This window comes from Mycobacterium sp. Soil_C_30, assembly GCF_057656995.1.
On the sequence record NZ_JBDGJH010000006.1, the window covers coordinates 171,042 to 194,904 of the forward strand.

Sequence of the window (23,863 nt, forward strand, 5' to 3'; positions counted from 1 at the left end):
GCGCCTCTGAGTACGGCGAAAGCGAAAGAACCCAGCTTGCGACGCACCGTGGCTGCGGCATCGATCGGAAACTTCGTCGAGTGGTACGAATTCGCGGTCTATGGCGTGGTTGCGGCCTTCATTTCCGTCGCCATGTTCCCGGCCGACGACCCCACGTCAGCCATGCTGAACACGTGGGCGGCCTATGGGATCGCGTTCGTCGTGCGCCCGGTCGGCGGGGTGATCCTGGCGCGCGTCGGTGACCGCTACGGGCGACGACACATCCTCTACGTGACGATCACGATGATGTCGGTCGCGACGTTCTCCATAGCCCTGATCCCGTCGTACGCGACCATCGGGATTGCCTCGCCGATCCTGCTGATCTGCGCACGCATTTGCCAGGGCATCGCGGCCGGCGGTGAGCTGGCCGGTGCTGCGGCCTTCCTCTACGAGCATGCCCCGGCGAACCGTCGGGCGCGCATGATCAGCTTCCTCGGCGTGAGCACGTTCTGCGCCATGGTCCTGGGTTCATTGCTGGGAACTGTGCTCACCGTGGCGTTGCCGGCCGACGCGATGCAGTCGTGGGGCTGGCGAGTGGTCTTCGCCACGGCTCTCCCTCTCGGATTCGTCGGTCTCTACATCCGGCGTTCACTGGAGGAGACGCCCGAGTTCAGGCAACTTCACGAGAAGCGCGCCGCGGAGGTGACCGAATCCAGCCCTAGCCCGGGGGGCTTCTGGCTCACCATGCGAGAGAACAGGCGTGCCATCTTCCTGTACCTGGGATTTGGGTCGTTCTACTCGATCGCCATCTACGTCAGCGTCGCCGCCTACCTGGCGTTCATGCTCGCAAACGGCTTCTCGGAGAGGTCGGCGCTGATGATCAACACCATTGCCGGACTCGTGATCATCGTGGGCATCCTGCTCTCGGGTGGTCTGGCCGACCGTATCGGACGCAAGCCCATACTGATCATTGGCACCAGTGCTATGGCCGTGACCGTCGTGCCGACCTTCCTGCTCGGCTCCACCGGATCGTTCGCGCTCGGACTGCTGGGCGCCCTGATCTTTGTAATCCCACTGTCTGTGTTCATCACTCCGGCCGTCATCAACGTGGTTGAGCTGTTCCCAACCAAGGTCCGTGTCACCGCCGGCGCTGTCGCCTACAACCTGACGGTCATCGTCGGCGGGTTCATGCCCTTCATCGCGGTATCGCTCACCCAGGCCACAGGGTCTCCCTTGGCCTTCCCGCTCTTCGTCGCATCGACGGCGGTCCTGGCCATCACCGTGGTGCTGATCTGGTACCGCGAGCCGAAAGATGATCGAGTGTCAACCCCAGTAGTGGAGGAGGGTCGAAAGTGACACAGATCATCTTGGAGAACGCCCGGATCTTCGACGGTGTGTCCGATGAGTGCGCTGAGGGGATGGCGGTGCTCGTGGCGGAGGGTCGCATCCGCGAAGTCTCGGACCGTACGATTCGCTCGGACGACGCGCAGCGGATCGACGTCGCGGGCAAGACCCTGATGCCGGGTCTGATCGACATGCACGTGCACTCGTACTTCTCCGACCTCGATCCGCGTGTACTCAACGACCGCGATGCGCCGTACCGGACCGCGTATGCGATTAAAATGCTCGGCCATGCGCTCGACAGCGGGTTCACGACTGTGCGTGACATCGGTGGGGGCGACTACCCCCTATTCGCCGCCATTTCCGACGGATTGATCCGGGCGCCGCGCTTCTTCTATGCAGGCAAGATTCTGTCGATGACCGGCGGCCACGTCGATTACCGCACACCCAACGAGAAGCACCACACGCACGGGTACTGCTCGTGTGATGCGATGAACTGGGCTGGCGTGATCGTCGACGGTGTCGACGAGTGCATCAAGGCCACCCGTGAGGAGCTGCGCCGCGGTGCCCACTGCATCAAGATCGTCGCGTCTGGTGGCGTGATGTCCCCAAGCGATCCGATCTGGATGAACCAGTTCCGCGAGGACGAAATCCGTGCGATCGTCCAGGAGTGCGCCGAACGCCGCACCTACGTCGCCGCGCACTGCTTGACGAGCGAGTCGACCCGCAGGGCAGTGAACTTCGGTGTCCGCTGCGTCGAGCACGCCGCCCTGATTGACGCCGAGACGGCAGCGTTCGTCGCGGAGCGGGGCGCGTATGTCGTGCCGACGATGGTCTGTCTCTACTCGCTCGTAGAGCAGGGCCTGGAAATGGGGTTGCCGAGCGACCGCATGGACAAGCTCCGCACCATTTACGAGGACTCTATGGCTGGGCTGGACGTGATGCGCAGCGCCGGCGTCAAACTCGCCTTTGGCACCGACCTGCTCGCCGGTTTCTACCCCCAGCAGACGCGCGAGTTCGAGCTTCGTCGCGAAGTCTTCACCCCGGTCGAGCTCCTGCGCCAGGCGACCTCGGTGGGCGCGGAGATCCTGATGCAGACGGGCAAGCTGGGCTGCATCCAGCCGGACGCGTACGCCGACCTGATCATCGTCGACGGCGACCCGCTCACAGACATCGGCCTCCTCGCGGCCGCAGGTCGCCACCTGGACCTCATCATGCGCAGCGGCGAGGTCGTCAAGAACCGACTCAACTGAAGGAGCTCACATGACCGAGGACGTGACGGACCGCAGCCAGCACGAAGGCGTGACTGCGCCTGCCATGGCCGTCGACCAGGTGTTCGGCTCGACAGAGTATTTCGAGATGCGCACCTGCTGGTCGAGCCCTGCAGGGGTTCGGTCGCTATCTATCGCGAAGGTTGCCCAATGCTGATCGAACGCCTTCAGGAGCGCCTCCACGCTGATCGCCTGCAGTTAGGTCCTGAGGTGATGGTGGGTTATGCGCACGATGAGGCCGAGTGGGCACCCCACGGGGCGCCGCTCGTTCTCGTCAGACCGCACACTGCCGAGGAAGTCCAGGAGGTAGTGGGCGCCTGCATCGAGTTTGGCGTTCCTCTGGTGCCCCGTGGGGCGGGCACCGGCCTGTCCGGCGGGGCGAACGCTATCGATGGGTGCGTCGTCTTGTCGACCGAGGCGATGACAGCCATCACCGAGATCGATGCCGTTGAGCGGTTGGCTGTCGTGCAGCCGGGCGTCGTCAATGATCACCTGCGCGCTGCGGTGGCCGAGCACGGTCTCTGGTACCCGCCGGACCCCGCCTCCTCGCCGTGGTCGACTATCGGCGGCAACGTCGCGACGAACGCGGGTGGCCTCTGCTGCGTGAAGTACGGCGTCACGGCCGACTACGTGCTCGAACTGCAGGTCGTCACCGGCACGGGTGAGTTGGTCCGGCTCGGTCGGCGCACGGCGAAGGGGGTCGCGGGTTACGACCTTGCGCGACTGCTCGTTGGCTCCGAAGGCACACTGGGTGTCATAACCGAAGTCACGGTCAAGCTCCGCCCGCAACGAGAACCGGAGAACACCGTCGCTGGCTTCTTCTCGTCGATCGTCGACGCCGGGCGGGCCGTCACAGCCGTGGGAGCGGCAGGCATCGTCCCCTCCGCCCTCGAGCTCATCGACCGGCACTGCCTCGAGGCCGTCGACCGGTGGAAGAAGATGGACCTCGCCGTCGCGGCCGACGCCGTTCTGCTGGCGCGATGCGACGTCCCAGGCGACGCGGGCGATGAAGAGGCCGACGCGATCCGCGACTGCTTCGAGCGCGCGGGCGCCAGCTGGGCGGCCCGTTCGACCGATCAGGTCGAGGCGGACGCCCTGTTCGAGGCGCGACGCCTGGCCTACCCGGCCCTCGAGCGTCTCGGCCCCGTACTCACCGAGGACGTCTGCGTGCCGAAGGCAGCGGTCCCGGAGATGCTCGCGCGCATCGAGGCGATCGGCAAGAAGCACGACACCCTGATCGCCAACATCGCCCACGCCGGGGACGGAAACCTGCACCCCCTGCTGGTGACGCCTCGTGACGACGACGCGGCCAGGGTACGGGCACAGCGAGCCTTCCGCGAGATCATCGAGGAAGCGCTCACCCTCGGCGGTACGGTTACCGGAGAACACGGCATCGGTCTGCTGAAGATGGACGGACTCGCCCAGGAGCTGCCGCCGGCGGTCATGAACCTGCATCGCGCGGTCAAGGCGGCGCTGGACCCGCACGGCATCCTCAACCCCGGCAAGGTCATCGCTGCCGAGTAGCCTTTGCCCTGTCCACCCGACCGCGGGTGGTTCGTTCCGTCGCCAGCGGGAGCTCGGCGTCCGCACCTCGGAAGCGGAATTGGCGGTGGATCATCCACCCCAACTGCTCTTCGACAGCGGCTGGCCCATCGCCGCCCTGGTAAGAGTGCGCCCGTGTATGCCTCTGAGGGCGAGTGGGCCGATCCGTTACCCCATTACCGTTCCGCTGGACTCCGCATTGAATGGGCGTCGGCGGGAGTAGACCCACCAGGTCGACTGTAGTCCGGTCCGTTCCCCGTGGTACTGGACGGGGTTGGCGTCGTGGTCGTGCCCAGCTTCGACGGCCACGATGATGTCCCGCATGAACTGACCGGCGACGGGCGCGTTTTTGAATTGTTGCCGCTCGTGCCGATCGCGACGGAGAAACCTGGAGCCTGCGATGCTCCGCGGCCGCGAGCTGCACCAAGCACGCCGCGGCCGCGGTCGAATAGGGGCGTGACCTTCTTGGTCGGGGCCACGTCGACGTCGAGGAACGCCATCCCGGTGCGGCGGAAGCCGGCCATTCCTGCGGGGTCAACCATGCCGAGGTGGCCGGCCCAGTCCTCCCAGCAGTGCTTGGACTCCCACGCCGCCGCGACGCTGGGAAAAATCGAGTAGTTGAAGCGGACCACGGCGCTCGAGGCGCTTGTGGAGCCCTGGCCAGGTCCGGGGAGCCGGTCCACGACTACGACCCGGAAGCCGGCGCGTGCAAGCTCGAGGGCCGTCGACGAGCCGATGACGCCGGCTCCGACGACGATGGCGTCCGCACTCAGATTCACCCGACAACGGGCAGCTATACGTGTCGCGGAAGGTCGCCGACAACAGCGACAGCCGTCTGTAGACGCCGAGGATCCAGGTTTTTCACCATATTCGTCAGCGAAATGTTCGGTGCGACCCACTGGACAGTCACCCCTTGACCTGACGAGACATGAACCCGGCTGATCAGTCGACGAAAGTTGCGCCGCCATGAACACAAGCCTCCTCGACCAACCCTCCACTCCCCTCGCAGTCTTCGGTCGAGACGATGAACTGCAGGACGCCAACCACGAGCAAGTCGTGTTCTGCCGAGACAAGCGGACGGGTCTCCAGGCGATCATCGCGATCCATGACACCACCCTCGGGCCGGGCCTTGGCGGTACGCGGTTCTATCCCTATGCAAACGAGTCGCTCGCGCTGACCGATGCGCTTCGGCTGTCCGAGGGAATGACGTACAAGGCGGCCGGAGCGGGCGTGCCCCTCGGCGGTGCGAAGGCCGTTATCATCGGCGACCCGACAACCCAGCGGACCGAGGGTCTTCTCGAGTCCTACGGCAGATTCGTCGAGTCCCTCGGCGGCCGGTACTACACGGCCGCCGACGTGGGCACCACGTCCGAGGACCTCGACGTCATCGGGCGGACCAGCACCCACGTTGTGGGACGGACCACCGCCGCCGGCGGCTCCGGCGACAGCGGTTACGCGACGGCCCTCGGAGTCTTCTCGGCGATGCAAGCCGCGGCAACGGCGACCTGGGGCGGGAACGGTCTGGCTGACAAGGTCGTCGGGGTCGAAGGCGTTGGCAAGGTTGGGCGGCACCTCGTGACCTTCCTCCAGTCCGTCGGAGCCCGCGTCGTAGTCTCCGACCCGCGACCGGCCGCACTAACCGAGCTCGACGGGCACGATTCGCGGGTCCGGGTCGCGGATTCGGTGCTGCCCGAGGAGCTGGACGTCTATGCCCCGTGTGCGCTCGGCGCGAGCCTGACGGCGACCAGTGTGGCTCAGCTGAGGGCAAAAGTCGTTTGTGGCGCGGCGAACAACCAACTCGCCGATGGCAGTGTGGCCCAGACGCTCACGGACAGGTCGATCCTGTGGGTCCCGGACTACCTGGCCAACGCCGGCGGGCTGATCCAGGTCGGCGGCGAGCTCACGAACGAGCACCGGGCCGACGTCCTCGATCGCGTGAGGCGTATCGAGCACACCGTCGGAGAGGTGATTCGCTCGGCGTTCGACACCAACGTCACGACCTTGCAGGCCGCGCGCAGCATCGTAGACCAGCGACTCACCGCCGGACGGGAGGGCTGACGGGCAAACGCCCGCAACGACTCTCGCTGCCGAACCGACTGCCACCACCTCTGAAGGACTCTGCCCGCGACCACGGCCGCGACCAGCGACGGGTGGGGACGCTTCTCGTCGCCGCCCGTCAGGACGACCAGGCATCGACAGCTCCATTTCAGCGCGTCGACGAGAAGGGTGACTCACTCCCGTCGGCGACGACCTCGGCGTAGACATTGAGCTGGCGAAGAACCTCCGCACCGACGAGGCGCTGGTCCTCCAGTGGCAAGGGAGCTGCACCTGTGGCTCATGGCCTGGGGGCAGGAGGCCGCCCAGGTCGGGTCGACACACGCACTCCGCGGCACCGACCACGTCTTCCGTCGACCGGATTCTTGAGACCGAGACAGTGCCGGTCGGTCATGTCCGTCAACTCGACGCGGTGGCCTCCCGCTTCCTGGCCGGATTGCATACCCGGACCCCGGTGAAGGCCGGCATCAAAGGGCCCCGTTCTGGTGGATCTAGACGACACCATCATCGAAGTGCACGGCTACGCCAAACAAGGATCGGGTTACGGCTACTCCGGGGTTCGCGGGCTCAACGCGGTGATCGCCACCATCACCACCGTCTGTGGGGCACCCGTCATTACCGGTCTACGCCTACGCAAAGGGTCCTGCGGGTCCCCCCGTCGAGCCAAGCGGATCGTCGCTGACACCCTGGCCACCGTAAACCGCCCGCGCAGCACCAACACCAGCGACTTCTACGAATCGTCGTCGAACGCCACCGCACCAAGACCACCGTCGTGACATCGAACCGCGAACCCGCCGAATGGCTGACCCAGACCACCCCGACCAGCGTCCTCAATAACGTGCCAAGGTGGTCCCATCACACTGGCAAGCGACTAATGGCCCTTTGCGCCAGTACTTCCGAAGGGGACCGACCTTTCGAGATGGTCGGCCGAGGATGCCGCGGCGATCGCACACCCTTAACACAAGGGCGCGGAAAACCCTCGGTCGGCGCACCCCCGCCGAGCACCTATGCTCACTTCACCAAGCCGGTGTTGCGACCACCGATTGAATCCGCCCAGTACACCAGCCACGACCTGGCCAAAGCCTGCTCTGATCATGCCCTGCGCCGCTCTCGGGGGCTACCGGCATATGCTGGGACAACGCTGGGTCCGAATCGCTGTGGTCGACGGTCAAGCATGAGTACTACAAACGGCACGCGTTCACGTCGTATGCGAATCTTACTGTGGGACTTGAAAATTACCTTCGCTACTACAACCATGACAGACGGAATAGTTCACTGGGAATGATCTCGCCCGTCGACTTCGAGATCACCTCACGGATCAATCAGCAATCAAGCTAACCGTGTCCACTTCTTCAGGGAACCCGAGGAAGCAGCTCGCGGTTCCGCGCGTACACACAGGGTGCGGTGCCGGTCGCATCCGCTCGCGCTTCTGCTGTCGCGGTCAGCCACCCGATTCGTTGACAGACGACTATTCCCGGGAGGGCCGCAGGGAAGGGACCCTTATCGGGTGAATCTGAGTGCGGACGCCATCGTCGTCGGAGCCGGCGTCATCGGCTCGTCGACGGCCCTCGAGCTTGCACGCGCCGGCTTCCGGGTCGTAGTCGTGGACCGGCTCCCCGGACCTGGCCAGGGCTCCACAAGCGCCTCGAGCGCCGTGGTCCGCTTCAACTACTCGATTTTTCCCAGCGTCGCGGCGGCGTGGGAGTCCAAGCACTGCTGGGAGGACTGGGCCGGCCACCTCGGCATGGTTGACCCCGCAGGAATGGCCGGCTTCCGCCGCACCGGGATGGCGTTCCTCGACGTCGACGTGGCCCCGAACAAGAAGGTCACGCCCCTATTCGACCGGGCTGGTGTTCCATACGAGCTGTGGGACGCGACAACCCTCGCCGGCCGCGTCCCCGGCCTCGACCCGGGTCGCTTCTGGCCTCCCAAACGGCTCGACGACGAGTCTTTCTGGGACGATCCAGTGGGCCAACTCGGCGCCCTGTGGACTCCCGACGGGGGCTACGTGGACGACCCTATGCTGGCCGCCGTCAACCTGGCCACCGCCGCACGCCGGGCCGGTGCACAGTTCATCTTCCGAAGTCAGGTCACGGCCGTGCGTCGGTCAGGTGGTCGCGTCGCCGGTGTCGACCTGGCCGACGGGGAACGAGTGAGCGCGCCCGTCGTCGTCAACGTCGCCGGCCCCTGGTCGCCGACGTTGAACGAAATGGCCGGTGTAGGGGATGACTTCTCGATCACGACCCGGCCCATGCGACAGGAGGTGCACCACGTGACGGCGCCTCCGGGCTTCAACGACGGGGACCGCATCGGCCCGGTCATCGCGGACCTCGACCTCGGTACGTACATGCGTGGAACGCCCGGCGACGGTTTCTACATCGGCGGCACCGAGCCCGAGTGCGATCCTCTGCCGTGGATCGACGACCCAGATGCCGCTGACCTCGCCCCGACTCCCACCGCGTTCGAGGCGCAGGTGATTCGCGCAGCGCGGCGCTTCGGCGAGCTCGGCGTACCCTCGCGGCCGCGGGGCATCGCGGGCATCTACGACGTCTCCTCGGACTGGACGCCCATCTATGACCGCACGGGCCTCGACGGCTTCTACGTCGCGATCGGCACGAGCGGCAATCAATTCAAAAACGCGCCCGTCGCCGGTCAGTTCATGCGGGACATCATCGTGGCCGTCGAAGCTGGGCACGACCACGACGCCAACCCCGTCCAGTACCACGGGGAACGGACCGGACTCACAGTCGACCTGGGGGTCTACTCCCGCCGACGCCCGTTCAATGCGGAGTCCAGCGGAACGGTAATGGGGTAGCGGATCGGCCGGACAGGACGCAACCGCGACCAGCCTCCGGGCCCAATGGGGACATCGCAAGGACTTACGTGGCGGCGCCGCGGCGCGTCGCCGTGCTCGCGAACACACGTCGGACACCTACCCGAACAACCCAGTTGCGGAAGGAACAACGCATGTCTCAGACAGTCAAGGGAGTGTCCCGCGATCCCGACTTCCGCGCCCGGTTCCTCCGGAAGCCGACGTCGCCTCCAACCTGGAGTACTCCAACGTCGTCGGCGTCTACGACCGCGACCAAGCCGACACCGGCGAGCTGTGGATCGCGATGCAATTTCGTCGACGGCACCGATGCCGACGCCGCCCTGCGCGCCGGCACCATGATCGCCGCACGCGCCGTCCACATTGTCGCCGAAGTCGCCGCAGCCCTGGACTACGCCCACTCCCGCAACATCGTGCACCGCGACATCAAGCCGGCGAGCTTCCTACTGTGGGGTCACCGGGTCCCGAGGAACGAGTGTTGTTGGGCGACTTCGGGATCGCCCGCGCGCTCGATGACTTCGGCCTCACCGCCACTGGGTCGGTCATGGCGACATTCGCCTACGCCGCACCTGAAGTCCTCGCCGGTGACCCGTTCAATGGCCGCGCCGACATCTCTTCGTTGGGCTGCACGCTGTATCGCCTCCTGACCGGCAAGACGCCTATCCCAGCACCAACGGGATGGCGGCGGTGATGATGGCCACCTCAACACTCCCCCGCCGCGACCCACAAGGTTCGTGCCGTCGCTGCCCCACGCTTTTCGATGAGGTGGTTGCGATCGCGATGGCCAAGCAGCCCGAGCATCGCTATCCCATTGTCTCAGCGCTGGCCGCCGCGGCCACCGCCGCCCTCACCAATCCCCAATGCACCCCCGCCCGCCGATGCAGAACCAGGTCCGGCGGGACCCTGGTGATGGGCCGCCACGGCGGCGCCCGCACCCAGGTGGCCCGTCCCACCCCGCCGACGCCGCCCGCCACACCGAGCACCGCGCCCACTCGTCCACGACGCCGCACCACCCTGATCACGATCGCGGCGACCGCGGCGATCGCAGTCGTCACCGGCCAACGCCATCGCCGTCTGGCCGGAGTCCTCCATCACCGACGCCGGCGATCGGACCACGACACCCGGGACCACCGGCGCGCGCCGCCGCACCGCCGACGCCGGGCGCAGCCCCGACCACCGCGCAATTCCCAACCAACGACATCCCACCCACCGCGCTGCGCGACATCCTGCTCCCGGCAACAGAATTGACAGCCCTCACCGGCGCTGCGTCGCGACGCGAAACGGCGAATCCCGGTGCTGACGGCGATGCGCGCGGCTACCGAGCGGTCACGCAGCTGCGAGTAAGGGACGCGAGGGTGAGGTGCCTACTCGGCTGGTACCGCGGCCAGTGCTGCGCCGGCGGGTTCCGCTTTCTGCGCCTTCTCGGCGTCAGCGCTGAAGCAGAAGATAGCGACGACGAAGCTGATCGCCGAGACACCGCCGGCCACCAGAGCGAAGCCGCCGTCTCCGTCACCCAACCCGGAGGCCAGGGCGATGGCGGCGGCGATGATGGCGGTCAAGGTGAGAAACAGTGCGGTGGCGCTGCGCGCCTCGGCCAAGCTGCCGTTGGCTGCCGCCTGCCGTTGCATGCGGTCGGACATGTGTGGTCACCCCTCGATCGGTGAGCTCTGCGCTCACAAAAACTGCCTGGTTGATACCCCGTTCCCCCATTGCCAAACCGGCGCCAGCAAGTGAATTGTCGGGTGTCGGGGCCGTCGGTAGTGTCCGCGCCATGTCGGGAACCGGGATCCAGGAACGGCTGCGGGGGTGACCACGCAGAAGGAGTTGCACGACGCGGTGCAACACGTCGGCCGTGTCACCGGCGATCCGGCGGCCTGGACTTGGGGGCTCACGCCGTCCGACATCGCGGTGGCAAGTCTGATCGTCGCTCCGGAGGCCGAGACCGCCGCCGTCCTCGGCAAGATCAAAGCCAATCACCCCACGCTGTTCGGCGGCCGCATCGACGCGCCTTTGACACCGCGTGCCCCCGCAGCCCCGGAATCTCAGCAGGGCGCGGGCATCACGGCCATCAAGAAGGCCGAAGACGACCTGGCGCACCAGAACTCGAGTACTGCGCACGTCGACCTGCTGGTCATCACCGCGATCCTCAACGCGCACACCACCACCGAGCAGGGCAGTGCCGAACTGCGGCGGCTGCAAACCGCGATCGAGGAGGCGGTGCACGTCCGTACCGATCTCGACACCCCGGCCGGCGCCAGGGACTTCCAGCGCTTTCTGATCGGCAAATTGCGCGAGATCGGTGCCGTGGTGCAGACCGCCAGCCTGGACGACAGGTCGAAGGCAGTGCTGGCCACCGCCTGGACTGCGCTGTATGAATCGTCGACAACCGGCAGTGCCGCAGCCCCCGACGCCAAGGCGCAACCGGCCCGGCCGGTCGCCGCCGCTACGGCGCCGGCTCCGTTGCCGCCCTACGGGGGCGACCTCGTGTCGGACCCGCTGCTCGAGCAGCTGCTGGCCCAAGACCCGCTCACCGCCGAGATGCCGCCACATTCCGCGACTCCTGCACCCTCACCTTCCACGGCGACCCCCACGTCGCCGGCCGGCATGCCGGGATTGCCCATGCTGGGCGGACCGGCCGGCGGTCTCGGGTCACCGGCCGGTGGTCTCGGCTCGCCGGGCGGTGGCCTGCCGCTCCCGGCGTTCTCTCGGACAGAGGAAGAGCCGGAACTACCAACCCGTGAGGGGCGAGATTCGCTCGACGACCTGCTGGCCGAGGCCGAGTCGGTGCTGGCCGAAAACCCCGAGGATCCCGCGGACGCCGAAGAACCGGCTGAGGACGAACCGGCGCAGGATGAGCCCGAGGACTCCGAACCGCCGCCCGCCGACGAACCGGACTCGGCAGAGGTGCAACTGCCCAACGGTGACCGCATCACCGCACCCACGCCGGAGCTCGCGAAGGTCATCACCAGTGCCCTGGCTGGCACACCGGTCGGTGAGGCGTTCCAACGGCACGGCCTCAGCATTCCGCCGCCGGGCACTGCGGTGTCCGACCCGGTGGACCCAGCCGACGTCTCCACCGGCGATGTCGGCATGTTCACCGATCGGCAAGCTCTGGCCCTCGACCGGACCCAGGCCCTGCTCGGCGGCGAAATCCAACCGCTTGCCAGCGTCAGCGGACCCAGCTTCCTAGGCTGGCTTCACCCACCTCAGACGCCGAGCACCGATGCCCCTGCCCCCACCCGACCGGCGACGACGCCTGCTACCTAGGAGACAGCCATGGATGACCGCATCGTCATCGAACCGGACAAACTGCGCGAGGCGGCCCGCCACCATGCCGACGCCGCGGACTACCTGCGCACGGTGCCAGGCACCCACGACGCGATCCAGGAGAGCCTGGATTCCCTCGGCCCGATCTTCGGGGACCTGCGGGAGGCCGCGCGCCATCTCCTCGAGCAGCGGCGCCAGTGCTACGAGCGTCAGGCCGACGAACATGCGGAGATGGCGGATAATCTGCACCGATCGGCCACGTTGTGGGAGGAGCACGAAGCAGACAGCGCGCAACGACTCGGCGCCCTGCTCGACGAACAGAGATGACCGAACCGAACCCCGACTTCGACGCCCTGCACCCCAGCGGACACCTGCTCTTCCGCAGCTGTCGGGGTGGGTACCTGCACAGCGTCATGTTGTCCGAGGAAGCCCTGTCCGCTGATGCTCACACTCTGGCCGCGGGCATCAAACTGGCCGCCGACGTCTCCTACCTGAGCGCGCTCATGGAAGTACGCGCGGAGATACTGGCCGCCGGACACACGCCGTCGGACGAAGTGCCGACCCAGCGTGACCTCGACGCGGCGCGGTCAGCACTGGCCGAACACCACCTGAGCTGAGGTCAGCGAACCCAGTTCTGCACTGAACCGGCGGCGGGCGTGATATCGGCGGGCGGCGCGACCGGGTTGTCGCCGAACAACTCCCGCGCCCGGGCCAGCAGGGCCCGCACTTCATCGAGCTGGGCCTGCAGCGTCGAGTCCGTCATGACAGCTGACGCTACCCACCGTTGTGCCGGCCGACAATTCACTGTGCCGAGCCGGGTTGGCCGCGAAGAAACAGCTGAATAGCGGTACCCCGGTACCCCGGTACGCTTGGCCAGTGGCGGTTTTCGGGCGGCGATCGGCGCGGCAGCGCCTGCGCAGGGCTACCGAACAGGCCCTGTCGGTGCCGACGTTCCGCACACCCGATGACTGCACTCCCTGGGTGCTGGGCGGGCTCTGGCCCGCCGAGCTGGACCCGGTGACCCCCGAAACCGCAACGGTCGCTGAGTATTTGAAAAGGGACCTGCAGCGCATCGCGGATTCCGCCAACCACAAGTTGCGGATGATCAACGAAGCCAGGATGCCCGAGCCGATACGGCACGCCGAGCAGAACCGGGTGATCGACAGCGCGCGGGCGTACGCCGTTGCGCGGGTGGAGTCCACGATGCGGCAGCTTCGTCGAGAACCGCCGCCCGCACCCACAACCGAGCTGCCGAGCCTCGCCCAGGCGTTCGAGGCCGAGCCCGTCACCGTGGCGACGCCGGTGATCATCGCCGAACCGGTGCCCGAACCAGAACCGGACCCGCCCGCGGAAACCACCGAGCAGCGGCTGCGGCGGTTCGTGGATGCAGTGGCCCGGCAGGAACCGGGGTTGCGCTGGGCCGCCGGCGAGCGCGAGGACGGCAGCATCGTGATCGTCACGGACCTGGCGCACGGGTGGATACCGCCAGGCATCGTCGTCCCCGCCGGCGTCGAGCTTCTCGAACCCGCCCGCCGCAACGGCAACCTGCGCGCACTACTCGGCGCCACAGATCGGTCCGCCACCTACAGCCCTGGTGACCCGTTCTCCCATGGCAGCGCCGCCGTGCCCGGCATCGCGGGTGGTCGGCGCACCGCTGCGGAGGTCCCGGATCTGGGGTGGCGGCTCTCCGAAGCCACCCGCTGGCGCGACGGGCTGCCCAGGATCACCCACACCTTGGCCAAAGCGGCGGCCTCGGGAACGGGAGTGGCGGAGGCGGAGCTCGACGTGCTGCGGGTGCACCTGGACACCGCCCGCTATCAACTGCTGGCGCGCTACCCCGGTGTGAACACCGGCATCCTGCTGAACTGCCTACTGCTGGCCGCCACCGACGCCCTGGCCGCAGGTGACCGCGAGGCAGCCAACTATCACTTCGCCTGGTTCGTCGAGTTCACCTCGGCATCGGCCGGTAATGAGGGTTCTGCGTCCTGACCCGCCGTTGCTGACATTGCCTGGCGGCGGTTGTTGTCACTTTGCCGGTGTGAATTGACGGGTCTCCTCGCCCCTGGACATACTGACAAGATGTCGGGGTCGGGCCGGTGTGGGGGGCGCTGCCGGAGGGCAGGTGCCGATGGATGACCGTGCCCTGGTCGACGAGGTGCTCCGCGAATTGAATGCCGCCGCCGACCGCTGGGAGAAATTGGTCGCCGAAGCGGAACGGATAACGTACAGCGTGGACCTCGGAGACATTTACGCGGTGGCCAATTCGGACGGGCGATTACTCGAATTGACCCTGCACCCCCGCGTAACGAGTGAATACACGCACGGCGAACTCGCCGATCGGCTCAATTCGGCGTTCGCCGCGTTGCGTGAGGAGGCGCAGGCCGACAACGAGGCACGATATGGCGGGGGGTTGCGTTGACCGACCGTTTTCGGAACATCCGTCACTTGCGGCACTGGAGTAGCCGAGCAACGCCTGCAGGCGGCGGCAAATTGGTGTCAGCCGATGCTCCCGGGCGCCGTTATCGTGAAAACGCGAGCAGTTTCGGCGTGCCGGCGCGAGTGCTGCGGCACGCCCGGGGGCCGGGCGGAAATAGTGTGCCGAAAGGAAGCCCAGCGTGCCACTGAATCTGTCCAACCGGGATCAGAACTCGGGACACCTGTTCTACAACCGCAGGCTCAAAGCGGCCATCACGCGGTTCTCGGTGCGCATGAAACACGACGACCGGAAGCAACAGGCCGCCGTCGCGCTCGGAATTGTCTTCGTCCTCATCGGTGTCGCATGGATGGCGTTGCTGAACGTCCTCAAGCCCGCCGGCCTGGTGGGTGACTCAGCAATCATCGGCGACCGGCAGACCGGCGCGGTCTACGCGAAGTTGGACGGCAAGCTCTATCCGGCACTGAATCTCACATCGGCGCGCCTGGTCACCGGCAGCGCCGGGGCCCCCGCGTGGGTGACTGCCTCGGAGATCGCCAAGTACCCCACCGGTCCCATGGTCGGGATCCCGGGCGTGCCCAGCGACCTGCGCGTCTCGGGTGGCACCTCCGCCTGGTCGGTGTGCGACACCGCCCCGGTCCGCGGCAGCAGCGGACCGCCGGTGGTGACGTCGATCGCGGGCCCGCTGTCAGGCGGCGGGCGCGCCGCCCCCATGGCACCCAACCAGGCCGTGCTGGCCACCCATGGTGACCAGACCTATGTGATCTGGGGTGGGCACCGCTCGTTGATCAACGCCGGCGACCGGTCATTGACGTTCAACCTGGGGTTGGACCCGGGAGCCACCTTCCCTGTCGCCATGTCCAACGCGCTCTTCGACGCGCTGCCGGCCACCGAGCCCATCGTCGTACCGCAGATCCCGGAGGCGGGCACGCCGTCGCGGTGGCTTCCCGGCAGTGCCGTCGGGACGGTGCTCGAATCCCGCGACGCCGGCGGTTCGGTCAGCGGCTTCTATGTGCTTCTGCCGCAGGGAATCCAGGAGATCAGTGCGTTCGTCGCCGATCTGATCCGCACCTCGTCGAGCCAGAATTCACCGACACCGGAACTCATCTCACCGGACCGCCTGGTGGACATTCCCGACGTCGATGTCCTCAACGTGGATTTCTACCCGCAGACCACCCTCGACTTCATCGACACCGCAGCCAATCCGGTGACATGCGTCGGCTGGGCCAAGATGTCGACGGATCGTCAGGCGACGGTGACGGTGTTGACGGGGCGGGGTCTGCCGGTGCCTCAGGCGATGGACAACAGCATCGTCCAACTGGTGCGCGACGATCGCGGGCCGGATTCGGTGGTGGCCGATCAGACGCTGGTGCTGCCGGGGGCCGCGAACTTCGTGGCCACCACCAGTGGCGTCGTCACCTCTGACACGCGCGAGAGCCTCTACTGGATCTCCCCGCAGGGCGTGCGTTTCGGAATCAGTTGGGATGAGGCCACTTTGCGCGCGTTGGGCCTGGATCCCGGCAGCGCGGTGCAGGCCCCATGGCCCATTGTGCGGACCTTCGCCGCCGGGCCCGCCATCAGCCGGGACGCCGCCTTGCTGGCCCGTGACACCTTGCCCGGAGGCGGGCAGGTGGCACTGATCCCCGGTGCCGGTCAACCGAACGCGGGAGGGTAATGATGTCCAAACGAGGATTCGTCCGCGGTCCGCGTATCGGCGTGCCGACGGTGCCACCGGCCCGGGTGGCGGTGGCGGCGCCCCTGGAGCTGCCCGAGCGCGAGCCACGAAACATCCTGCTGATGATCGCGATTCCGGCGCTGCTGGTCGGAATCATCGGCACGTTGGTGGTGATGTACACCTCGGGCGTGCGCTCGCTGCAGTCGGGCATCTTCCCGATGATCGGCCTGATCGGATTCGCGGCGATGATGTTCAGCGGCCGGTTCGGCCGCGCCCGCAAGATCAGCTGGGGTGAGCAGGAGAAGCAGCGCCGGGTCTACCTGCGCCAGCTCGACGACGATCGCGACGAAGTTCAGCGCGCCGCCCAGGACCAACGGCGCAGCCAATTGTTCGTCCACGGTGACCCGCAGCAGCTCGACACCATCATCGGCGGGCCCAGGATGTGGGAGCGCCGTCCCGCCGACGCCGACTTCCTGGATGTGCGGCTGGGAATCGGCGTGCAGCAGGCCGCCGATTCGGCGGTGTCCCTGCAGTGGCCCGATGTCCCGGTAGGTGAGGAACTGGAGCCCGTCACCGGCGGCGCGCTGCGCGATTTCATATTGGAACAGAGCAAGATTCGCGGTATCGGCAAGGTGTTGAGCCTGCGATCACGACCCGGGTTCAGCTTCCAGTCAGAGGACCTGGGCGAGCTGAGGGCGCTCATGCGTGCCGTGCTGTCGGGCTTGGCGGTCTATCACAGCCCCAACGACGTCAAGCTCATGGTGGTCACCCGGCACCCGGAGGTGTGGTCATGGCTGGTGTGGTTACCGCACAACCAGCACGACGAGATGTTCGACGCCTCCGGCCTCCGGCGCCTCGTGTTCACCTCGCCCACCGAGCTGGAGGAGGCACTCGATTCCGAGCTGCACCGCAAGGGCCGTGGCCCGTGGGCGCCGCCGGCGGGGAGCAGTCCGCTGTCCATGCCGTCGCCCATGGAGGCCGCGGCGGGCGCGTCGGCGCTGGGCCCGCACTGGGTGATCATCGACGACAACACCGGAACCCCCGAGGGCTGGGAGGGGGTCACCGGGCTGAAGGGCCGCGCGGGAATCACGGTGCTGCGATTGGCGACCCGGCCCGGTGTGGGGATCGGCTTCAGCAACGACGACGAGCAGTTCGTGCTGCGCGAGGGCCGGCTGCGCCACCGCGGTGCGTTCTACGCTGTCGCCGACATGCTGGCCGAGAGCACTGCTGACCGCTATGCCCGCGCCCTGGCCCGCTGGGCGCCCATGAGCGCCGGTGAGCTGTCGGAGATGGACAGCCAGGGCGGAGAACTGTTGCGCGCGTTGGGGATCACCGACCCTCGCAATCTCGACGTCGACCGGTTGTGGGCCGAGAGCCGTGGCCGCGGCGACTCGAAGTGGGCGATGGTGCCGGTGGGCGTGAAGCCGGGCGGTGAGCTGCAGTATGTGGTGCTGCGAGCCAAGGACTTCGGCGGCTTCGGCTTTCACTCGGTGGTGATCGGGACATCCGGTTCCGGCAAGTCCGAGTACTTTCTGTCGTTGTGCAACGGCATCGCGCTGACGCACTCGCCGGAGACATTCATCGTGATCTTCGTCGACATGAAGTTCGAATCCGCGGCTCAGGACCTCGCGGGCCTTCCCCATGTGGCCGGTTCGCTGTCGAACCTCGGCAAGGACGACCGGCATCTCGCCGCGCGGATGCGCAAGGCGATCGACGGTGAGATCGCCCGCCGCTATGCACTGTTCAAGAATGCCGGCGCACGCGACGCCAACGAGTACGAGGAGATGCGGCTGGCCGGCCGCGATCTGGAGCCGGTACCGATCCTGCTCGTCATCATCGACGAGTACCTGGAGTTGTTCCAGCACCATCCGGAATGGATCGACCTGGTGATCCACATCGGACAGGAGGGCCGCGGCTGTAACGTCTTCTTCACCTTGGGTGGACAGCGGTTGGACCTGTCGTCGCTGAGTAAAGCCAAGAGCAACATCGCTTTTCGGGTGGCTCTTCGTGCCGAGACCGCGGAGGACTCGCGTGATGTCATCGGCAGCGACGCAGCCCTGCACCTGCCCTCCAAGGAGGCGGGTTATGCCCTGATGAAGGTCGGGCCACGCGAGCTCGAACAGTTCCGCTGCTTCTATGTGTCGGCACCGTTCGTGGTGCCCAAGAAGCAGGTGGAGACCAACAAGACGGTCGACATGAGCTTCCGCCAACCCCGGGCGCTGACGTGGGAGTACCAGCCGCTCAGCGACGATGACAGCGCCGCACTGGCCGTGGCCGATGAACCGGACGAGCCCGACGAATTCCTGTTCCACGCCGACGGGTTCAAGAAGAAGAAGCTGCTCGACGTGATCCGCGAGTCGCTCGTGGCACACCCCGCCCGGGCCCCGCACCAGATCTGGCTGCCCCCGCTGGAGGTCAGCGAACGCGCCGATGACCTGGTGTACCGGTGGCGGGGCAAGCCGTGGCACGTCGATTACGGCGACAATCCCGGTTTGGTGTTCCCGGTCGCGATCGAGGACATCCCGGAGGACCACCTGCAGCAGGTCCACGTCATCGACGCGGAGATGGACAACATCATGGTCGTGGCCACCGCGCAGCGCGGGAAGTCCACCACGCTCATGACGTTGATGACGACCGCGGCCCTGATGTACCGGCCGGAGCGCGTCACCTTCTTCTGCATGGGGGCGTCGCTGTATCCGGTGGAGGACTATCCCCATGTCGCCGGCGTGGTCAGCCTCACCGACAGTGAAGGCGTCTCCCGCACCATCGCCACCCTCGAGGGGCTGATCCGCTCGCGCGAAGCCGCCTTCAAGCAGTATCAGATCGACATCGCCGAGTTCCGTGAGCGCAGGTTCGGGCCTGCGGGTGGGGCAGGCACGGATCCCGCCGACAAGTTCGGTGACGTCTTCATGGTGATCGACAACTTCGGTGAGCTCTACGAGAAGGACTACGGCCTGGGTGACCGCGCGATCGCGATCGCCCGCCAGGGCCTGTCCTACGGCGTGCACGTCATCACCAGCGCCAGCGCCTGGCTGGTGGGGCAGAAGCAGGCGCTGCTCAACGTGTCGAATGCGCGCATCCAGCTGCGGCTGAGCAATCCCGACGAGACGCAGATGGGCACCGGTATCGAGCATCGCCGCGCCGCCCGCAACACGCTGGACCGGCCCGGCTTCGGCCTCACCCGGCGCGGTCACGAGATCCTGGTCGGCGTGCCCGAGATCGTCGGTCCTTCGGGTGAGGTGGTGCCCACCCGCCAGGTCGGCGAGGTGATCGCGGGCAGCACCGGCATCGGCAAGGTGGAGAAGCTGGCCCGGTTGCCCGAACGGGTGGCGCTGCGGCAGATCATCGACGCCTACGCGAACAGTGCGGGCGCGGCCGATCCGCTCAACATTCCGTTCGCCATCGGGGAGAGCGCGCTGCAACCGGTGGCCCTGCCGGCCCGGACCACCCCGAGTCTGTTGGTGGTCGGTCGGGCGCAGTGCGGGAAGACCACCGCCCTGGCGGCCCTGGGCCAGGCGGTGACGAGGATGTACACCCCCGAGCAGGCGCAGATCACCATCATCGATCCCAAGACGACGTTGATCGGCAAGGTGCAGGGACCCCATGTGCGTGCGTACGCCTACACCGTCGACGACATCGACCAGGTGATCAGCGAACTGGCCGGCCAGCTCCACAACCGGTTGCCACCGTCGGGGCTGAGCCAGGAAGAGCTGCTCAACCGGCCGCAGTGGGAAGGTCCGCACCACTTCCTGCTGATCGATGACGAGCAGGAACTGCGCCCCAACGGCGTCCTGGGCAAACAGGCCGCCACCGCACCGCTCTGGGGCCTGATCGAACGCAGCCGGGAGATCGGTCTGCACGTGATCGCCGCGCGACTGCCTGGCAACTGGGCCGGGGTGTCAGTGATGAATCCGTTCTTGCAGAAGCTCACTGGCTCGCGCACACCGACTCTTTTCATGGACAACGACCCCGCAACGGTGAAGGTGTTCGCGAGGGTCAGCGCGCAGCAACTCCCACCGGGCCGGGGCCTGATGGTCACCACCGAGGGCGAGATCGAGGGGGTGCTGGTCGGCAGCCCCGAATGAAGCCGCCGTGCGATTCGCTGACAGTCGCTGGAACTTGTGTCGACCGCAGCTCGCAGCACACCTTAAACTCGAGAAAGACCGCGGGGGTCACACCTCGCCAGAACAGGGAGGGTTCATCATGATGGACGTACAGCCGGCAGCCGTCGGGCTCTCGTCGGCTACCGAGTCCGGAATCAGCGCTTCCATGGCCGCCAGCGCGTCGGCGGCCTCGGCGGCCCTGCTGGGGGCCACGCCGATGGGCCTGGACGGCGATTCCGCCCAGTTCGCCGCGGCGCTCAATGCCGCCGGCGCGGCCTACCTGGCCACCACCGCCGAACACGCCGGTCAGCGCGGCGCCTACGCCGGTGCGCAGTCGCTTGCTTCCGCCACCGCGGTGGCCGCCGACGTCGCCACGAAGGCCACCTTCCCCCTCTAGGAGATGAGGCCTCATGGATCCGCTTTGGCCGGTTCTGCCCCCTGAGCAAAACTATTCGCGCCTGACCGGCGGTACCGGCACCGCGACCACGCTGGCCAACATGTCGGCCTGGATCACCCAGCTCGCCAGCCATGAGATGTCCTTCGGCCTGTCGGTGATGAACAGCGCGGCCACCATGGCCAGCTGGCAGGGCGAGGGGGCCACCGGGTCGGCCCAGACCGGGTTGAGTCTGAACACCGCTCTTCAACTCCTGGCCGGCTGGGTCACCGAGAAGCCGCCGCTGGCCAGCGCCGCCGTGGCCGCCTACGAGACCGCGGTGTCCACCATGGTGCCCACACCTGTGGCCGTGGAGAACCGGGTCGATGAAGCCACCTGTCAGGGCATCAATCCGTCGGTACTCGGTGCGCTCAGCCCCCGTATCGCGGAGCTGAACCTGGAGTATTTCGGCGTCATGTGGCCGAACAACTCGCGCGCCGGTGTGGTGTATGCGGCCGCACTGGCGGCGCTGACCGCGGCTCTCGCGGTCCCGCCGCCCATCGCTCCGATGGGCGCCTCGCCGGCAGGCCCCGCGGCCGCCGCCGGAGCGGTGGCCCAGGCTGTCGGGACCAACGCCGCGGGTGAGGCGATGCAGGCCGGCACCCAGTCGGCGAACGCGTCGGTACAAGCCGCCTCCGGCGGCGGCGAGGCCATGGGCCAGATGAGTTCGATGGTGGGCCAGGTTCAAGGGCTCATGCAGCCGCTCACCGGGATGATGCAGATGCCCATGCAGATGGCGCAGCAGGGCTTCGGCGCAGCCCAGGGCATGATGGGCCAGCTCACCGGCATGTTCGGTGGGATGAAGGGCCCGGAGGCGGTGTCCGAGTCGGCCGTGCGGGCCGGGGGCGTCGCGGGTCCCAGCGGTGGTGTCGGCGGCGCCGGTGGAGGTGGCGGTGGTGCCGTGGGCGGTGGTGTCGGCGGTGCCCATCCCGGCGCGGGTCTGACCAGCTTCACCCGTCCCACCAGCAGTTTCGATGCCGCCGCCGCGGGGCGTGCCACCGGCCTCAAACCAGGGTTCCTGGACGCTGCCGAAGTGCGCGGGCCCACGGCCAGTGGCGCGGGCATGGGCGGTATGCCGATGTCGCCCGGCATGCTGCAGCGCGGCCAGGGTGACGGCGAACGGGAGCGCGAAGCCACCTACGCGCGCGTGGTCATCGACGGTGACCAGGAGATTCGCCGCACCTGATGCGGCAGCTGACAACGCCAGTTAACCGAGGGGCGGTTGTGACACTGGGCGAGCACTGTTTGCTAATTGGTGAAGTGACAGCCGCCGCAGAACCCATACACTCGAATCGAGACCCTCGCTTGGGGGACAGTTAGCAAGGGAGAAGCAAATGTCGCAAATCGTCGTCACCAGCGAGCACCTTCGCTCGGTGTCCAACTCCATCACCTCCGCACTGGAGCAGGCACGGGCCATCGCGTCCCAGTACCTGGCGGAACACGAGAACATCATGAACGCGGCGTGGGCGGGCGGCGGCGCCGGCGCGTCGATGAACACGTCGATGCAGATCGAACACGATCTGGCACAGGCCAATGAGGCAGGTATGCGGCTCAGCAGTGGGCTGTCCACCGCCGCGGATCTGATGGACCAGCACGAAGCCGACGCGGCCCAGACCTTCAACGGATTCGCCGGAAACCTCAGCGGTTCCTAGCCACCCACCCCACAGACCACCAGAGCACAGGAGAAATCATGGATCAGATCCGCTACGACCACGGCGCTGTGAGTGCACTGTCGTCCACCGTCGGCAATCAGGCGTCGCAGTTGCAGTCCATTCACGACGACATCCGGCACCAGACCGAAGCCATCGCCGAGTTCTTCGAAGGCGAAGCGGCCACAACGTTCCGCGAGAGCCAGCTGCAGATGCTCAACGGCTTCCAGGGCCTGATCGAGGTCATGAGCAAGCACGGCGCCACCATCGAGGAAGTCCGCGCAGCGGCACACGGAGTCGACCTGGGCATGAGGAGCTTGTTCGGCTAGACGCTCGACCACACAACTGTCTTCATCCGGTGGGGCGCACATGGTCGTGCGCCCCACCGCTCGCCGGGGGAACACAATGTTGGATCGACGATGCTGACCACCACGCTCGACGGACTGTGGGTGCTTCAGGTGTTGACGGGCATCGAGGTCGTCGCGCCGGAACTGGGGCTGCGGCCCGTCCTGCCCAGCGCGGAATCGAAAGATGTTGCGCTACTGCATCCGGTGGCCGATGAACTGAGATCCGCCGGGGTGATCGACGAGCACGGCACCGTGGATCCCGCGGTCGTCGAATGGCTCACGGTGCTGTCCCGTCGGGATGTCGCCTTGCTGTTGCAGGCCAACCGGCCGGGCCGCGATGGCCGGGAGACGTTTCCGACGCAGGTGACGTTGGCCCGGTTCGCCCAATGGTGGGTGGCGCTGGAACGCAGCGACATCATGGTGCGGCTCAGCGGTGCAGGCACGTCGAGTTCGGAGGGCGCGGCCAGCCAGGTGATCGGCGGCCAACTCGAACGGCTCTGCGGTTCGGCCGCTCCGGTGAAGTTCAAACCCGTCACCATCCCCACCGACACCATCGTGGCCAACGTCAAGGATCACGACAGTCTGCGCCGTTATCTGCTCGCCAATGTCGATCTCGACTCCGATCAACTGCATGTCGTGCTCACCGCGGCCGACCCCGCGGTGTCGGCGCAGGCGTCGATCGTGGCTCTGCAGTCGGGTGTCGACTCCGGTTCGGAAGCGCGCGTCTACGTCGAGAAGTCGGTGGTGGTGGTGATCGACACCCCGGAGGGGCGAGTGGTCGCCGAACATTTCCAGCGTGACCGGAAAGGCTGGATGATCCTGGCTCCCGGTTCGCTGTCGAATATCACGGCTGCGGTCAATGAAATGGTGCGGCGGTTACCTGCCGCACAGGAATGGCATTCGTACCGGAAAGTTGTGTAATTGATGACCATTTTGC

Annotated in this window: 24 protein-coding genes and 3 pseudogenes; 23 read left to right on the top strand and 4 right to left on the bottom strand. The window is 66.9% G+C overall.

What is annotated here, in order from left to right:
* Positions 1 to 36 precede the first annotated feature (36 nt).
* Genes AC3A6P_RS13750 through AC3A6P_RS13765 form a run of 4 tightly spaced genes read left to right on the top strand, consistent with a single transcriptional unit; the run spans position 37 to position 4,115 of the window.
* Positions 37 to 1,335, top strand: coding sequence for an MFS transporter (locus tag AC3A6P_RS13750; protein ID WP_487692127.1), 1,299 nt, complete (start codon positions 37 to 39; stop codon positions 1,333 to 1,335).
* The gene (locus AC3A6P_RS13755; RefSeq protein ID WP_487692128.1) at positions 1,332 to 2,573 is read left to right on the top strand and encodes a metal-dependent hydrolase family protein; all 1,242 of its coding nucleotides are present in this window, start codon (positions 1,332 to 1,334) and stop codon (positions 2,571 to 2,573) included. The genes AC3A6P_RS13750 and AC3A6P_RS13755 overlap by 4 nt, the downstream gene beginning before the upstream one ends.
* A 10-nt stretch (positions 2,574 to 2,583) precedes the next feature.
* Entirely contained in the window at positions 2,584 to 2,748 is a 165-nt protein-coding gene (locus AC3A6P_RS13760) for a hypothetical protein (RefSeq protein WP_487692129.1), read from the top strand.
* On the top strand, positions 2,742 to 4,115 hold the full coding sequence (locus AC3A6P_RS13765; RefSeq protein ID WP_487692131.1) for an FAD-binding oxidoreductase: 1,374 nt from the start codon (positions 2,742 to 2,744) through the stop codon (positions 4,113 to 4,115). Before AC3A6P_RS13760 ends, AC3A6P_RS13765 begins: the two co-directional genes overlap by 7 nt.
* A gap of 194 nt (positions 4,116 to 4,309) precedes the next feature.
* Here the strand turns inward: AC3A6P_RS13765 and AC3A6P_RS13770 are convergent, their stop codons facing one another.
* Positions 4,310 to 5,101: an FAD-dependent oxidoreductase gene (locus AC3A6P_RS13770; protein WP_487692132.1), complete on the bottom strand. Its 792-nt coding sequence runs from the start codon at positions 5,099 to 5,101 to the stop codon at positions 4,310 to 4,312.
* Between AC3A6P_RS13770 and AC3A6P_RS13775 the strand changes: the two genes are divergently transcribed.
* From AC3A6P_RS13775 to AC3A6P_RS13805, 7 genes and pseudogenes are all read left to right on the top strand, one after another.
* The gene (locus tag AC3A6P_RS13775; protein WP_487692133.1) at positions 5,100 to 6,191 is read left to right on the top strand and encodes a Glu/Leu/Phe/Val dehydrogenase dimerization domain-containing protein; all 1,092 of its coding nucleotides are present in this window, start codon (positions 5,100 to 5,102) and stop codon (positions 6,189 to 6,191) included. The genes AC3A6P_RS13770 and AC3A6P_RS13775 overlap by 2 nt on opposite strands.
* 385 nt (positions 6,192 to 6,576) lie before the next feature.
* Positions 6,577 to 6,892 (top strand): annotated as a pseudogene (locus AC3A6P_RS13780) (IS1380 family transposase); the annotation flags it as partial.
* 6 nt (positions 6,893 to 6,898) lie between these two features.
* Positions 6,899 to 7,011: pseudogene (locus AC3A6P_RS13785) on the top strand (ATP-binding protein); the annotation flags it as partial.
* A 32-nt stretch (positions 7,012 to 7,043) separates the two neighbouring features.
* A pseudogene (locus tag AC3A6P_RS13790) lies at positions 7,044 to 7,235 on the top strand (IS30 family transposase); the annotation flags it as partial.
* Between the two features lie 78 nt (positions 7,236 to 7,313).
* Positions 7,314 to 7,526, top strand: coding sequence for an integrase core domain-containing protein (locus AC3A6P_RS13795; RefSeq protein WP_487692340.1), 213 nt, complete (start codon positions 7,314 to 7,316; stop codon positions 7,524 to 7,526).
* Positions 7,527 to 7,695: 169 nt separating this feature from the next.
* A complete protein-coding gene (locus AC3A6P_RS13800; RefSeq protein WP_487692134.1) occupies positions 7,696 to 9,003 on the top strand; it encodes an NAD(P)/FAD-dependent oxidoreductase in 1,308 nt (435 codons plus the stop codon).
* A 496-nt stretch (positions 9,004 to 9,499) separates the two neighbouring features.
* Positions 9,500 to 9,709: a protein kinase domain-containing protein gene (locus AC3A6P_RS13805; RefSeq protein ID WP_487692135.1), complete on the top strand. Its 210-nt coding sequence runs from the start codon at positions 9,500 to 9,502 to the stop codon at positions 9,707 to 9,709.
* Positions 9,710 to 9,821: 112 nt separating this feature from the next.
* Here AC3A6P_RS13805 and AC3A6P_RS13810 read toward each other — a convergent pair whose 3' ends face one another.
* Together AC3A6P_RS13810 and AC3A6P_RS13815 are read right to left on the bottom strand one after the other, a co-directional pair.
* The gene (locus AC3A6P_RS13810; protein ID WP_487692136.1) at positions 9,822 to 10,073 is read right to left on the bottom strand and encodes a hypothetical protein; all 252 of its coding nucleotides are present in this window, start codon (positions 10,071 to 10,073) and stop codon (positions 9,822 to 9,824) included.
* A 309-nt stretch (positions 10,074 to 10,382) separates the two neighbouring features.
* Positions 10,383 to 10,658 carry a hypothetical protein gene (locus AC3A6P_RS13815; protein ID WP_487692137.1) on the bottom strand — a complete coding sequence of 92 codons (276 nt, stop codon included), beginning with the start codon at positions 10,656 to 10,658 and terminating at the stop codon, positions 10,383 to 10,385.
* 166 nt (positions 10,659 to 10,824) lie between these two features.
* Here AC3A6P_RS13815 and AC3A6P_RS13820 point away from each other — a divergent pair, with 166 nt between their 5' ends.
* The 3 genes from AC3A6P_RS13820 to AC3A6P_RS13830 are packed head-to-tail and all read left to right on the top strand — an operon-like array spanning position 10,825 to position 12,902.
* Positions 10,825 to 12,285, top strand: a complete 1,461-nt coding sequence (locus AC3A6P_RS13820) for a DUF4226 domain-containing protein (protein WP_487692138.1) — start codon at positions 10,825 to 10,827, stop codon at positions 12,283 to 12,285.
* Positions 12,286 to 12,294: 9 nt separating this feature from the next.
* Entirely contained in the window at positions 12,295 to 12,612 is a 318-nt protein-coding gene (locus AC3A6P_RS13825; RefSeq protein ID WP_487692139.1) for a type VII secretion target, read from the top strand.
* Positions 12,609 to 12,902, top strand: a complete 294-nt coding sequence (locus tag AC3A6P_RS13830; protein ID WP_487692140.1) for a DUF2694 family protein — start codon at positions 12,609 to 12,611, stop codon at positions 12,900 to 12,902. Before AC3A6P_RS13825 ends, AC3A6P_RS13830 begins: the two co-directional genes overlap by 4 nt.
* A gap of 2 nt (positions 12,903 to 12,904) precedes the next feature.
* On the opposite strand, the gene AC3A6P_RS13835 is transcribed toward AC3A6P_RS13830, so the two are convergent.
* The gene (locus tag AC3A6P_RS13835; protein ID WP_487692141.1) at positions 12,905 to 13,048 is read right to left on the bottom strand and encodes a hypothetical protein; all 144 of its coding nucleotides are present in this window, start codon (positions 13,046 to 13,048) and stop codon (positions 12,905 to 12,907) included.
* A 113-nt stretch (positions 13,049 to 13,161) separates the two neighbouring features.
* On the opposite strand from AC3A6P_RS13835, the gene AC3A6P_RS13840 reads away from it, so the two are divergent.
* From AC3A6P_RS13840 to AC3A6P_RS13880, 9 genes are all read left to right on the top strand, one after another.
* Complete coding sequence (locus tag AC3A6P_RS13840; protein WP_487692142.1) at positions 13,162 to 14,274, top strand: DUF5631 domain-containing protein; 1,113 nt, start codon at positions 13,162 to 13,164, stop codon at positions 14,272 to 14,274.
* A gap of 139 nt (positions 14,275 to 14,413) precedes the next feature.
* Positions 14,414 to 14,704, top strand: a complete 291-nt coding sequence (locus AC3A6P_RS13845; protein WP_487692341.1) for a DUF2710 family protein — start codon at positions 14,414 to 14,416, stop codon at positions 14,702 to 14,704.
* Between the two features lie 196 nt (positions 14,705 to 14,900).
* Positions 14,901 to 16,394 (top strand): type VII secretion protein EccB, encoded by a 1,494-nt coding sequence (eccB, locus tag AC3A6P_RS13850; protein WP_487692143.1) that lies wholly within the window; start codon positions 14,901 to 14,903, stop codon positions 16,392 to 16,394.
* 2 nt (positions 16,395 to 16,396) lie between these two features.
* The gene (gene eccCa, locus AC3A6P_RS13855; protein WP_487692144.1) at positions 16,397 to 20,479 is read left to right on the top strand and encodes a type VII secretion protein EccCa; all 4,083 of its coding nucleotides are present in this window, start codon (positions 16,397 to 16,399) and stop codon (positions 20,477 to 20,479) included.
* Between the two features lie 118 nt (positions 20,480 to 20,597).
* Positions 20,598 to 20,894 carry a PE domain-containing protein gene (locus AC3A6P_RS13860; RefSeq protein ID WP_487692145.1) on the top strand — a complete coding sequence of 99 codons (297 nt, stop codon included), beginning with the start codon at positions 20,598 to 20,600 and terminating at the stop codon, positions 20,892 to 20,894.
* Positions 20,895 to 20,907: 13 nt separating this feature from the next.
* Positions 20,908 to 22,116 (top strand): PPE domain-containing protein, encoded by a 1,209-nt coding sequence (locus AC3A6P_RS13865; protein WP_487692146.1) that lies wholly within the window; start codon positions 20,908 to 20,910, stop codon positions 22,114 to 22,116.
* A 148-nt stretch (positions 22,117 to 22,264) separates the two neighbouring features.
* Entirely contained in the window at positions 22,265 to 22,582 is a 318-nt protein-coding gene (locus AC3A6P_RS13870) for a WXG100 family type VII secretion target (RefSeq protein WP_487692147.1), read from the top strand.
* A 38-nt stretch (positions 22,583 to 22,620) separates the two neighbouring features.
* Positions 22,621 to 22,908 carry a WXG100 family type VII secretion target gene (locus AC3A6P_RS13875; protein WP_487692148.1) on the top strand — a complete coding sequence of 96 codons (288 nt, stop codon included), beginning with the start codon at positions 22,621 to 22,623 and terminating at the stop codon, positions 22,906 to 22,908.
* 90 nt (positions 22,909 to 22,998) lie between these two features.
* Complete coding sequence (locus AC3A6P_RS13880) at positions 22,999 to 23,847, top strand: ESX secretion-associated protein EspG (RefSeq protein ID WP_487692149.1); 849 nt, start codon at positions 22,999 to 23,001, stop codon at positions 23,845 to 23,847.
* Positions 23,848 to 23,863 lie beyond the last annotated feature (16 nt).